We start from the raw sequence: 12,736 nt of genomic DNA on the forward strand, positions 1-12,736 counted from the left end.
AACATGACAAAGAAATTAGTAATATGTATCAGTTTAATCGCAATATTTTTAAGCGGTTGTAGTTTTTCAGAACCATCAACCAAAACATCTAACATCACTGAAAAAACCTTAAATGGTGCAAGTTTTACCTTTTTTGATGTCGGCCAAGGGGATAGCACACTTATTCAGGCAGAGGATGGCACGACAATCTTAATTGATACTGGTCGCCAAGACGATGACCGGATTTTGACTTATTTAAAAGAAGCGAATATAAAGAAGATAGATTTGCTACTACTGACACACCCACACGCCGACCATATTGGTAATGCTGACAAAGTAATTGCTACATATAAACCAAAGGAAATTTGGATGGACGGCTTAACTTTTTCTAGTAGTATTTATGAAAAAGTAATCGATGCAGCATTAGCTTCAGACGCGAAATATAAAGAGCCAAGACGCGGCGATAAAGCCACTTTTGGACCATTTAATATCGAAGTTTTAAGCCCCGACAAGTTAGAAAACGAGGCAAACAACGATTCTATCGCAATAAAAATGACCTATAAAGACATTTCGGCCATTTTCACAGGTGATGCTGAAAAAGGTCGTGAAAGGGAAATGGTCGATAGTGGCGCCAATTTAGAAGCAGATATTTTGGACTTAGGGCACCACGGCTCATCGACATCCAACCAACCGTTCTTCCTGGATAAAGTAAAACCACAAGTGGCTGTTTACTCAGCTGAGAAGGCAAATAGTTATGGACATCCGCACGTGGAAGTACTAGAATGGCTGAAAGAACGCGATATTAAAACATACGGAACCGATGTAAACGGAACAGTTATCATCGAAACCGATGGCGAAAAAATTCATGTTCAAACGGAAAAAGAAGGCACACCAAAATCAGGTAGCAGCTATAACAAAGAGCGTAGCACACAAAAAACAGAAGACGCTAGCTCAAAAGAATTGCCTAAAAGCATTAATTTAAATACAGCTTCTAGTGAAGATTTGCAACTATTACCACTTATTGGGCCCGCACTTGCAGATAAAATTATTGCAGGGCGCCCATATCAATCAATAGATGACTTGAAAAAAATTAACGGCATTGGCGATGGTATTGTGCGCCAAATCAAAGAACAAGGCATTGCCGTAACAAAGTAGGTGATTAGGGTGAAAAAAGCAATTTTAGATCGTATAGAAGATGGAAAAGCAGTTTTTCTCATGGAACCTGACCACGCAGAATGGATCATAGACCAAGAAAAGCTCGATTCAGCCATAAAAGAAGGGGATGTTGTCACTATTTCAGATACAAATGAAATAGTACAACACCCCCAAGAAACGGACGAAATGAAAAAAAGGATTGCAGAAAAGCTGGAAAAACTACGAGGAAGAAACTGAGAAAAACTTTTTTAAACTCTCATGAAATTATCATCTTTCTTTCAGCACATTCTTTTTTAGAAAAGTTATTATATGTATAAGCTAACAACAAGCAAAACATTTTCATTTCTTTCCCTTTTTAGAATGAAAATCCCAAACTCCCTTTTAGCTAGTGCGGTTTACTCCCTTTTTCCGCACTAGTTTTTTTATGCGCAAAAATCACTTTTTCTGTGTGAAGAGGAATTTATTGCGTCCAGCATCTAGGCCGCAATATAACATAATTAGCGTAATACCGATTAAAACATACATTGTTGGTTGCCAACTGCCAAGCGTATCGTGCAGTGTACCAAATAAAATCGGACCGGAAGCAGCAAACAAGTAACCAATTGATTGTGCCATTCCAGATAAATCCGCTGATTCGGTAGCGCTTGTTGTTCGCAAATTAAAGAACATCATCGAAAGACTAAACGACATCCCCGAACCAATGCCATATAAAATAATCGCAGTAGATAAAATAGCCACATTACCGGAAGCGAACATAATTCCAAAAATCCCAATTAAAAATAACGAAACGGAAATTCCAACAAGAAGCTGCTGATTTTTCATCCTCCCAGCGATAATCGGAATAATAAATGTAATCGGCATAACCGCAAATTGCATCAAGGAAAGCATGAGACCGCTAGAAGTACTGGATAATCCTTGATCCGCTAAAATGTTTGGCAACCAAGCAATTGAAATATAATAAATCGCCGACTGCGAACCCATAAATAACGAAATCTTCCAAGCAAGCGGTGATTTCCAAACCGAAGTAGTAGCCAAATGGGTCGCAATTTTCTCTGTGCTGCGTTGGTTATATTTTAGCTGCGGAAGCCAAATAACTAACGCCAAAACCGCAAGCATTGCCCAGAAACCCATACTTCCGTGCCAGCTGAAACGATTATTCATCGCAATTGGCACCGTCAAGCCAGCTGCAAGTGCCGCACATAAATTCATCGAAATCGAGTAAATCCCAGTCATTAACCCCAATTTAAATGGAAATTCCTTCTTAATTAAACTAGGCAAAATAACATTCCCAACTGCAATTGCAAGACCAATCAAAAACGTCCCAGCAAACAAATTAAGTTCGCCACCAAATGGGCGCACCAAGCTACCAATTACAAGCGTCAAAAGGGCCACAAAAATTAATACTTCGATACCGAGAGCCCGGCTTAACTTAGAAACAAAAGGGGATAACCCCGCAAACGCAAGCAGCGGAATAGTTGTTAGCAACCCAGCCATCGTATTCGTTAAATGTAAATCTGATTGAATCATTCCAAGTAACGGACCAACAGATGTGATAGGCGTCCGTAAATTCGCTGCAATTAAAATAATTCCTATAATAAGCATCACCTTACTCGACCGCGTAAGGATTTTTTTATTGATTAAATCTGAATTCATTTATTTTCTCCATTCTTAGCAGCAATTCGTTTGAAAAGAGTAATATACTCTGTAACTTCACTTGCGGCTTGTTCTTTATTTCGCTTTTCGATAGCTGAGACAAGCAATCCATGCCCATTATGCTGATTTGCTTCTGGGTTCATTTCCGTTGTACTCGTAATCGAAAACTGTATTTCTTCTAAAATATTACCGTACATATCCAACAACAATTTATTATGAGCTGCTTTCACAATAGTTAAATGAAGGGCAGAATCAGCTTTCACAAAAGCCTCCACATCATTACTCTCATGCGCTAAATTGCAACATTGGCTATATTTTTTCAACGTCGCTAAATCTTCTTCCGTACGTCGTTCACAAGCTAAAATAACTGCTTCCCGGTCTAGCGCATGACGGATTTCAAGGATTTCTTGAACAGAAGATTCCCGGACACGTTTTTGAATAATCGCATTGAGCTCACTATTATTACGGACAAAAGTACCATCACCTTGCTTCGTTTCCAGCAAACCAATATGCGCTAAGGCACGAATGGCTTCACGTAGCGTATTTCGACTGATACCAAATTCAGCCATTAAATCCGCCTCTTTCGGAATACGTTCGCCAATTTTCCAAGTGCCACTCGTGATTTCAGCTTTTATTTGATCATAAACTTGTTCCGCCAGTGATTTTCGTTCAATTTTTTCTACCACATTTTTCACTCCGATTCTAAAGGTAGGATGATTGGTTCTATTTTACATAAGAATAATTTTTTTGTAAACCTTATTTTGTTAAATTGTGATAGAATGAAGGAAGAAAAGGGCAGGTGACGAAATGAATTGGTTAGAGAAACTAAAAGAAAATGACACGGCAAGACGGGTGCTAGTGTTTGTCCTGCTAGGCATTGTTTTATATTTACTCAGAAGCATGATTGATTTAATATTACTAACATTCATTTTTGCATTTTTAGTGACGCGATTAGAAAACGTTATTTTAAAAAGGGTACGAGTACCAAGAAAATTAATTGTTATCGTATTGTATTCCTTAGTAGCAGTGTTTTTATATATTTCTATTGTGCATTTTTTACCGATTTTAATCGAACAAATTTCCCAGCTAGTAGATTCACTTGTAAAAATGTATAATAACCCAAGCGATAACACGATTGTGCAATGGGTTGTTGGATTTTTAAAAGAATCTAACATTCAAAAATACTTACAAGCCGGGGTTGATTTTATTATCGCTTCGCTTTCAGGTATTGGGTCTGTAGGCTTATCTTTCTTCTTAGCGTTAATACTTAGTTTGTTTTTCTCTTTGGAAAAAGAACGAGTGACTTCCTTTACTGGGCAATTTCTGACGAGTAAAGTTGGTTTTATTTTTAAAGAAGCGGCCTTTTTTGGGAAGAAATTTGTGGCGACGTTTGGTGTTGTGTTAGAAGCGCAGTTAATGATTGCGCTTGTAAATACGATTATTACGACGATAGCTCTTTATTTAATGGATTTCCCACAGTTGCTTAGTTTGTCGATTATGGTGTTCGTTTTAGGATTAATTCCTGTTGCCGGTGTTATTATTTCGTGTATCCCTCTGGTATTAATCGCTTATACAGTTGGCGGGTTCCAAGATGTTATTTATATTTTAATTACGGTGGTCATTGTCCACGCGATTGAAACGTATATTTTAAACCCAAAACTAATGTCATCAAAAACGAATTTACCTGTATTTTACACATTTATTATTTTAATCTTCTCAGAAACGTTTTTCGGCGTATGGGGACTTATTGTCGGAATTCCAGTCTTTGTATTCTTACTAGATATTCTGGAAGTGAGAAATGCAGATGATTTAAAGAAACGCACGATATTTGGACGCAAGAAAAAAGTAGATTAAGCATATTGCTTAATCTACTTTTTCTATGCCCCATAAAAAATTGGCTACTTCGGCATCAACGTCCGTGTTTTCGTGAAGTTTACTATGAGCTGCATTCTTTCCTGTGAAGATTTTTTCTTTATAACTCTCAGCTTGACCTTCGAAAATGAATTTGCCGGATAAAGCACTCGCGACAGAAACACTACCGTCACTTTTCGTTCCGTTTAACGTATCACCCGCAATATTTAACACGCGCAAATGAGTCGGGATATTTTGCTTATTTTTCATGAATTCACTATAGCGGTCTGAGGATTGTTTTGGCCCTTTGTCCGTAAGATCATAAGCCGTAACACCATCATCACCAATCACTAGTCCGTTAAGCGGTGAGCCAATTAGCACAAGTTTTTCCAGAACCGGATAGGCTTTGTCGCTGCCTACTTTTTCAATGTAACTTGTTAAACTAACACCACCCATGGAATGACCGACTGCGTAAACTTTCTCGATATGATAATTGTTTTTCAGCTCTTTCATCACATTTTGAATCCACTGTGTCTGATTTTCTGTCGAGCTCTTATTATCTTCAAAGACAACTTGAATCGTCGGGTTATTACTAAATTTATCGTAGGTTCCCTCCGTGCTTACAGTGCCGTCACTAGCTACGGTCATGACAAGTGATTTTGTTACATCACCCTCATCGGCAAGACGATTAATCATGCCACCAAATGAATTCGCTGTTCCAGAATACCCGTGGACGAAAAGGGTAGGAATAGCAATTTCTGAAACGGGATTTTCGGTTTTTTTCGTTGCTTTATTTGCTGTTATAGTAGGTTCTTTGGCTGCTTTTTTAGTCGGTTCAAATTGAAGGAAAATTATCCAGAAGCCAGCAACAATAATGGCTAAAACGATAATTGCAATAATAACTTTTTTCATTCGAAACATCCTTTAATATTTTATTTCTCTCCCCATAAAAATTGGCCAACATATTTATCCACAACGGTAGATTCATGCATACTACTGTGCGTTGCTTGTGGTCCTTTAATTACATGTGTAATCACTTTTTGATGCGCAAATAATTTTTCGCCGTATAGGACGCTATCCAATTTCACTTCGCCGTCACTATTCGATCCATCTTCCAAATTACCGCCAATAATCATAATTTCAGTGTTTTCGGGTAAAACTTTCGCCATTTTTTCAGCAAATTTTGCATGAACGTTATTGGCGTTTTTAATATCGACTTGCTGATCACCATTGACATATTCTTCTGGATAAAATGGAACGGCAAGGAACACAATTTTGTTTACTTGTGGATAGGATTTGTTTTTTTCGTAACTTGCTAAATACGCTACCCAAGCGCCGCCACCCATCGAATGACCAACCGCGTTAAATTTTTTAATTCCATAATTTTGTTGTAAATAAGACATTACTTTTTTTGTCCACATAGATTGTTGGGGAAGCGTTGCCCGATTATCTTCAAAAACAATGTTGATAAGCGGATTTTTTTCATTTTTATTATAAGTCCCGGTAGTGGAAATATCGCCATCTGGGCTTACATTAACCGTTAAAGACTCCGTACCCCAATCATACTTTTGATCAAAGCGACGTATCATTCCATGAAGCGAACGGTCTGTCCCGCGATAACCATGAATAAAAATGGTCGGAATGGAATCATTGGCTGCTTTTGGATATGTCGTGTTAATCGTTAGTAAAATAAATATAGCTCCAACTAAACAGCCTAATGGTAAGATAATGGAGAAGAACACGCGCTTTAGCATTATTTTACGCCCCTTTATATTTCGTTATGAACAAATTATACATTTTTTTAAAGGAAAACGCACGATTGGTCTACTTTTTCTACCAATTTAATAGTTTATTCTCATGAAAACATATAGTATACTGGAAAAATAAGCGAAGAAACGGAGGCATATTAACATGATAAAACGAACAGGTGAGATTGTACTCGCTATTATTGGTCTTATTTTTAGTGTACTCACACAAGCAGCTATTGCTATTATAGGTCTATTAATGACAAGTGGTTCCAAAGGAAAAGAAGGTTTAACGACTTACTACAATAATTACTACCAAACAATGACAGAATGGGAAATTCCAAAAAGTGATATTCCTGATCCTGACCGTGTGCTAAATTTTGTGCAAACATTATCTTGGACAACATTGACAGGTGGACTGATTACGCTTGCCTTAGGTGGATTTGGCATTTACTACATAATGAAAAATAAAAAGCCAGCCTTTGCGGGATATTTATTTTTAGCAGCAGGGATTGTGTCATTACTTTCTACAGCACTAATAACGTTTATTCCTGCGTTACTATTAATCGTCGCAGCAATTCTTTGTTTTGTTCGTAAACCTAAAAGCACTTTTTCAGGATTATAATTTGGAACGAGTTTGAATTTTTCAAGCTCGTTTTTGTTTTAGTTGTTATTTTTTAGGGAATAAAATAGTGGATTTCAAGAGGAGGTTGATAGTGTGAAAAATAAAGTAGGAATTATTGCCGGAGCCGTCGCTGGGGTCGCTGGAGTTGTAGCCTGTGCAGCAATTTATGTGGTGAAAAAGCAAATGCCGCCTACCCCTTTTGATGAGGTAAACGATATTCGAACACGGTATGCCGACAAAGAAATTTCAGAAACAGAGCTGGAAGAAAACAACATGATTTCAGAAGGTGGCGTTTCATCCATTCAGTATGAAGAAAAAGTAAAATAGTGTAAAAGCAGTTTGTGTCTTGTTTTATGCGAGAAACAAGCTGTTTTTTTGTGCGCGAAAAACTGCTTATTATAGTAGATATATGTTATCCTTTAGATAGACAATAGGACTCAAGTTGTAGGTGAATTTCCTTCTACAGCGGGTTATTCTACTTGATAGATAGCGTTATGATAGGTACAGTAATAAAAGAAAAATATATCAGCGACATTTGGAAGTTAGGAGGTAGACGTATGAGAGCAATATTCATTGGCATATTAATCGTTTTACTAATAGCGATGATACTTATCGTCTTATGGCCAGCAATCATGGCAACTATTGGCGCAGTACTAGGCTTTTGGTCACTAAAGAAATTACTTGAAGCAAGATCTGTAAGCGAAAAAGTTATTTATGGTGTTCTAATCGGCGTGGGTGCCTTAATAATTCTAGCTAACTTAAAAGGAATCTTGGTTGTCGCAATTATCGGAGCAATCATTTACTTCCTAACTAGAAATAAAAATAAACCAAGAAAAAATGATGACGTATTCGACTACCCATACAATAAATAATTGGAGGAGAAAAAAATGGCAAACCTATTTGAAAAAATGAAACAATGGAATAAAGAAGTTAGTGAAAAAATCGAGAAACGTGAAGAAAAACGTCGTAATTCGGTAAGTTATTATATGGATAAAACAAAACAAGAAATGAAAGACGCAGAACGCATGGTAGAAAAACAACGTGAACTAAAATCGCTTTTCTATAAAGAATATAAAGAAATGGAAGTTTATGTTGAAAAACGTCGCCGCCAAGCCGAAATTGCAAAAGAAGCTGGTGAAACAAAACTAGCTGAGTTCGCTTTAGAAGAAGTGGCTCAATACGAAGAACAACTAAACGCTACGAAAGCACACTATGACCAAGCGTCCGAACAACTAGATAAATTAGAACTACGCATGCACGAGATGCGCTTAAAATGGAAAAACCTTAAAACACAGCATTTAGCTGAAATGGCGGAAAAAAATGCGACAGAAACTTCCGAAAAAATGGATAAAGTTATCCATGATATGAGCTGGGGCAGCGTTAGTGACTATCATGAAGCGCAAAAACAACGCGACTTAGCCGAAGAAGCAGAGAAAAAAGCCGACATGAACAAAGAACTATCTCAATCATTCGATGACTTAATGGATGAACTTGAAAAGAAAACGAAGAAAAGTAAAGAAATCATCAAAGATAAAGCGCAAAACTTTACTACAATGGTAGATGAAATTATCGAACGCGAAAAACAAAATTTCAAGAAACCAGAAAAAGCTTCTATGGAAGACCAATTAAATGAACTTGAAAAAGAAGCAGCAAAAGAACAACCAAAAGAAGAAAAAGAAGTTTTAATTCCAGAATTAGAGAAAAAAGAAGAAGATCAAGATACCGAGAAATAAAACCTTTAGCGCAGAATTAATGTTCTGCGCTTTTTTTGTGCGCAGAATTTTTTGGTTATTTTACTTTTTTTCGGGTAAAGAGGAAAAGATAAGTTGCATTTTAATAGATACATGCTATAATAATTGGTATAGACCGATTTAACGAGGAGGCAATACGTAATGACTAATAAAGTAATTACTAACGCTACAATTTATACTGGTAAAGGTGTTCTAGAAAATGCTTTCGTACGTTTTGATAAACAGATAACAGAAGTTGGCTCCATGGCTAATTTTCAAGCGGACAAAGCAGAAGAAGTAATCGATGCAAAAGGACAAAAACTTGTTCCTGGTTTCATTGATGTTCATTCACACGGTGGTTATAGTTTTGACGCAATGGATGCGGATCCAGAAGCACTTAGAAAACAAGTGAATGGTATGTTAAATGAAGGGATTACTACTTACTTCCCAACAACAATGACACAATCACATGAAAATATCGAAAAAGCGCTAAAAGTGATTAATGAAGTCGCTCAAACAGAACCTGTTATTGGCGGGATTCATTTGGAAGGTCCATTTGTTTCCAAAGTCTTTAAAGGAGCGCAACCGGAAGAATACATTCAAGCACCTGACTTGGAACTATTCAAAAAATGGTTTGATATTTCTGGAGGCTTAATTAAATTAGTTACTTATGCACCAGAACATGATACTTCTGCTGATTTTGAAAATTTGTGTTTTGAATTAGGCGTTGTTCCAAGTATTGGTCACTCTAATGATGTGCGCGAACACTTGAAAACAAGTAAAGCGACACATGCGACACATTTATATAATGCTTGTCACAGGATGACACACCGTGAGCCAGGCGTTCCAGGTCATGTTTTATTAGAACGCGGTATTAATGCAGAATTAATCGTTGATGGTATTCACGTTCATCCTGATATGGTGAAATTAGCTTACCAAATGAAAGGGCCAGAACATTTATGCATTATTACTGACTCGATGCGAGCAAAAGGGATGCCAGAAGGAAAATCAGAACTTGGCGGCCAAACAGTTATCGTAAAAGATAAACAAGCTCGTTTAGAAGACGGAACTTTAGCCGGAAGCGTACTTACTTATGACGACGGTTTCCGCAACATGATTAAATTCACCGGGTGTTCGGTAGAAGAAGCAGTTCTTATGTCTTCTGGAAACCAAGCACGTGAATTCAACTTAACACAAAAAGGTGCAATCCAAGCTGGTAAAGATGCAGATTTTAACTTACTAGATGAAGATTTACACATTACAGCAACTTATTCATTCGGAAAAAAACATTCTTGAGAGGAAGATATTAATATGCAACTTATCACAACAGAAAATAAATTAGCAGGTTCCAAAAAAGCACTAGAAATCATTGAAAAAGGTATCACATCTGGTGAAGTAAAAACACTTGGTCTAGCAACAGGCAGCACTCCAGAAACACTTTACGCTGAGTTTGTAAAAAGCGACGTGGATACTAAAAATGTAACAACAACGAACCTAGATGAATATGTAGGTCTTGCAGCAAATGACCCAAACAGTTATCATTACTATATGAACGACTTATTATTCTCTAAAAAAGCATTTAAAGAAAGTTTCTTACCAAACGGAGAAGCGACTGATGCAGAAGCAGAGTGCGCACGTTATGAAGAAATTTTATCTGAGCACCCAGTTGATATTCAAGTGCTTGGTATTGGTACAAACGGCCACATCGGTTTTAACGAACCAGGAACTTCTTTTGATTCGTTAACACATAAAGTCGTTTTAACAGATTCTACTCGTGAAGCAAACAAACGCTTTTTCGAAAGAGAAGAAGATGTTCCAACACATGCTTATTCTATGGGAATTAAATCCATCATGAATGCGAAGAAAATTATCCTACTTGCTTTTGGTGAAAACAAAGCACAAGCAATCAAAGAAACTATTAAAGGACCTGTAGATGTGAATTGTCCTGCTTCTGTACTTCAAAATCATCCAGATGTTACTGTGATTCTTGACAACGAGGCGGCGTCACTTCTATAAGAAGAGGGCGGGAAAATGATCGATAAACAATCAGGAATACCGATTTACATTCAGATTCAAAGTGAAATTAAAAAGAAAATGGAAGATGGCGTCTGGAAAGTAGGGACATCCATCCCAGCTGAGCGTCAACTTGCGGAAATGTTCCACGTTAGCCGAATGACTGTAAGACAAGCCATTCAAGGCCTAGTCGATGATAACATTTTGCAAAGACGTGTTGGTGCAGGTACTTTTATTGCGGAAAAGAAATTAACGGAACGACTTGAAGCAGTTACGAGTTTTACGAATTTGATGTTACAAGAAGGAAAAGTTCCTTCGACACGAATCGTATCGTATGGCATTCGTCCGGCAAGTACGCAAGAACAAGAAGCGCTGCAACTGCCAGAAAATAGCAATGTAATGAAAATTGAGCGGATTCGTTACGGCGACCGCGTGCCAATTCTTTATGAAGTTGCTGCCATTCCAGAAAAAATTGCTTCACTGCTGACAAAGGAAGACATTATGGATTCTCTTTATAAAGCAATTGAATTAAAACTTGGTCAAACAATTGGAGAAGCGGAGCAAATTATGGAAGCTTCTTTAGTATCAGAAAAAATTGCGCCATATCTTGATGTGAAACTCGGATCACCGGTTATGAAACTTCGGCAAATTACAACGTTAGAAGACGGTCGACCATTTGAATTTACTCGTTCCCAGTATGTAGGTAGTAGATTTCAATTTGTAGCTAGGATTAAACAATAAATAAAAAGCTTGAAGCAAACGCAAACTGCTTCAAGCTTTTTTGCATAATGATTTTCGTTGTCTTTTTGCAAATAAAAAAGTATAATGAGATGAGTAAAAAATTTGCGGGGAGGACTAGCCATGAGCTGGATGATTATTTTTATATGTTTTGGCGCGTCCGTACTACTTACACCGCTAATTCGAAAAATAGCACTCTACTTTGATATTACAGATAAACCAGATCAACGTCGCATTAACACTAAGCCAATTCCGAGCTTGGGTGGGCTAGCAATATTTATAAGTTTTTCTATCGGAATGTTTTTACTTCCAATTGAAAACGAATTCTTATGGCCGCTCTTGATTGCGGCATTTGTTATGGTTTTGACTGGGTTATTAGATGATATTATGGAATTTAAAGCAAGATATAAATTAATTGGTCAAGTTACTGCTGCTTTTATTATTGTTTTTTGGGGCAATATTAGCATCGACTTTATCAACTTACCATTTGGTGGGGAAATTCATTTTGGGATATTAAGTATTCCGCTAACGATTATTTGGATTGTAGCAATTACGAATGCCATTAATTTAATCGATGGACTGGATGGTCTTGCTGCCGGGGTTTCAACAATTGCGTTATTAACTATTTTAGGAATGGCGTTTATCATGGGTGATGCTCTTGTTATCATGATTGCGAGCGTGCTAATCGCTGGAACACTTGGATTTTTACCATATAACTTTAATCCTGCCAAGATTTTCATGGGGGATACAGGAGCGCTTTTCTTAGGTTTCATTATTTCTGTTTTATCAGTAATGGGCTTCAAAAATGTTACGTTTATTTCTTTAATTGTACCGATTTTAATTTTAGGCGTACCGATTTCTGACACGATTTTTGCAATTATACGGCGAATGGTGACAAAACAACCAATCGCGATGGCAGATAAATCACATTTACACCATTGCTTATTACGACTAGGTTTTACGCATCGTCAAACAGTTATTTTGATTTATGCTATTGCCGCTTTATTTTCTTTATTCGCCTTCATTTTCACGATGTCGACACTTTGGGGTTCGATGATATTAATCGGCGTACTGCTTGTATTAATTGAGGTATTGATTGAGACGTTAGGATTAGTAGGGAGTACGTATCGCCCGCTACTGAATTTATTTAAAATAACCAAAGAAGAAAAAATAGATTAGAGACTAGCTACCTTGGCTTGTCTCTTTTTTTATGCCAAAATTCTTATTGAGTAACAAGTCTTCTTGTG

At 37.2% G+C, this 12,736-nt stretch carries 15 protein-coding genes; 11 read left to right on the forward strand and 4 right to left on the reverse strand.

All coding sequences use genetic code 11. From position 1 onward, the window contains the following. The first annotated feature begins 3 nt into the window (after positions 1-3). Together HCX62_RS03420 and HCX62_RS03425 are read left to right on the forward strand one after the other, a co-directional pair. Positions 4-1,134: an MBL fold metallo-hydrolase gene (locus HCX62_RS03420; RefSeq protein ID WP_185637026.1), complete on the forward strand. Its 1,131-nt coding sequence runs from the start codon at positions 4-6 to the stop codon at positions 1,132-1,134. Between the two features lie 9 nt (positions 1,135-1,143). Beyond that, a complete protein-coding gene (locus HCX62_RS03425; RefSeq protein ID WP_185637027.1) occupies positions 1,144-1,371 on the forward strand; it encodes a DUF3006 domain-containing protein in 228 nt (75 codons plus the stop codon). Positions 1,372-1,569: 198 nt separating this feature from the next. On the opposite strand, the gene HCX62_RS03430 is transcribed toward HCX62_RS03425, so the two are convergent. Together HCX62_RS03430 and HCX62_RS03435 are read right to left on the reverse strand one after the other, a co-directional pair. Beyond that, positions 1,570-2,787: a CynX/NimT family MFS transporter gene (locus HCX62_RS03430; RefSeq protein ID WP_185637028.1), complete on the reverse strand. Its 1,218-nt coding sequence runs from the start codon at positions 2,785-2,787 to the stop codon at positions 1,570-1,572. Further along, positions 2,784-3,473, reverse strand: a complete 690-nt coding sequence (locus HCX62_RS03435) for a FadR/GntR family transcriptional regulator (RefSeq protein WP_185637029.1) — start codon at positions 3,471-3,473, stop codon at positions 2,784-2,786. The genes HCX62_RS03430 and HCX62_RS03435 overlap by 4 nt, the downstream gene beginning before the upstream one ends. Before the next feature lie 121 nt (positions 3,474-3,594). Between HCX62_RS03435 and HCX62_RS03440 the strand changes: the two genes are divergently transcribed. After that, positions 3,595-4,641: an AI-2E family transporter gene (locus HCX62_RS03440; protein ID WP_185637030.1), complete on the forward strand. Its 1,047-nt coding sequence runs from the start codon at positions 3,595-3,597 to the stop codon at positions 4,639-4,641. A gap of 9 nt (positions 4,642-4,650) precedes the next feature. Here the strand turns inward: HCX62_RS03440 and HCX62_RS03445 are convergent, their stop codons facing one another. Beyond that, on the reverse strand, positions 4,651-5,550 hold the full coding sequence (locus tag HCX62_RS03445) for an alpha/beta hydrolase (RefSeq protein ID WP_185637031.1): 900 nt from the start codon (positions 5,548-5,550) through the stop codon (positions 4,651-4,653). Between the two features lie 20 nt (positions 5,551-5,570). Beyond that, on the reverse strand, positions 5,571-6,392 hold the full coding sequence (locus HCX62_RS03450) for an alpha/beta hydrolase (RefSeq protein WP_185637032.1): 822 nt from the start codon (positions 6,390-6,392) through the stop codon (positions 5,571-5,573). Positions 6,393-6,549: 157 nt separating this feature from the next. Between HCX62_RS03450 and HCX62_RS03455 the strand changes: the two genes are divergently transcribed. The 8 genes from HCX62_RS03455 (at position 6,550) to HCX62_RS03490 (ending at position 12,668) form a co-directional block, all read left to right on the forward strand. Then, positions 6,550-7,008 carry a DUF4064 domain-containing protein gene (locus HCX62_RS03455; protein WP_185637033.1) on the forward strand — a complete coding sequence of 153 codons (459 nt, stop codon included), beginning with the start codon at positions 6,550-6,552 and terminating at the stop codon, positions 7,006-7,008. 93 nt (positions 7,009-7,101) lie between these two features. Next, the gene (locus HCX62_RS03460; RefSeq protein WP_185637034.1) at positions 7,102-7,335 is read left to right on the forward strand and encodes a hypothetical protein; all 234 of its coding nucleotides are present in this window, start codon (positions 7,102-7,104) and stop codon (positions 7,333-7,335) included. Positions 7,336-7,565: 230 nt separating this feature from the next. Beyond that, complete coding sequence (locus HCX62_RS03465) at positions 7,566-7,880, forward strand: lmo0954 family membrane protein (RefSeq protein ID WP_185637035.1); 315 nt, start codon at positions 7,566-7,568, stop codon at positions 7,878-7,880. 15 nt (positions 7,881-7,895) lie between these two features. Continuing rightward, on the forward strand, positions 7,896-8,741 hold the full coding sequence (locus HCX62_RS03470) for a PspA/IM30 family protein (protein ID WP_185637036.1): 846 nt from the start codon (positions 7,896-7,898) through the stop codon (positions 8,739-8,741). A 159-nt stretch (positions 8,742-8,900) separates the two neighbouring features. Continuing rightward, complete coding sequence (nagA, locus tag HCX62_RS03475) at positions 8,901-10,034, forward strand: N-acetylglucosamine-6-phosphate deacetylase (protein ID WP_185637037.1); 1,134 nt, start codon at positions 8,901-8,903, stop codon at positions 10,032-10,034. A 15-nt stretch (positions 10,035-10,049) separates the two neighbouring features. Then, a complete protein-coding gene (locus HCX62_RS03480) occupies positions 10,050-10,754 on the forward strand; it encodes a glucosamine-6-phosphate deaminase (RefSeq protein WP_185637038.1) in 705 nt (234 codons plus the stop codon). Positions 10,755-10,769: 15 nt separating this feature from the next. Beyond that, on the forward strand, positions 10,770-11,492 hold the full coding sequence (locus HCX62_RS03485) for a GntR family transcriptional regulator (RefSeq protein WP_069892046.1): 723 nt from the start codon (positions 10,770-10,772) through the stop codon (positions 11,490-11,492). Positions 11,493-11,612: 120 nt separating this feature from the next. After that, on the forward strand, positions 11,613-12,668 hold the full coding sequence (locus HCX62_RS03490) for a glycosyltransferase family 4 protein (protein WP_185637039.1): 1,056 nt from the start codon (positions 11,613-11,615) through the stop codon (positions 12,666-12,668). The last annotated feature ends 68 nt before the right edge of the window (positions 12,669-12,736 follow it).

The organism is Listeria swaminathanii (assembly GCF_014229645.1).
In the GTDB taxonomy this organism is placed as follows: domain Bacteria; phylum Bacillota; class Bacilli; order Lactobacillales; family Listeriaceae; genus Listeria; species Listeria swaminathanii.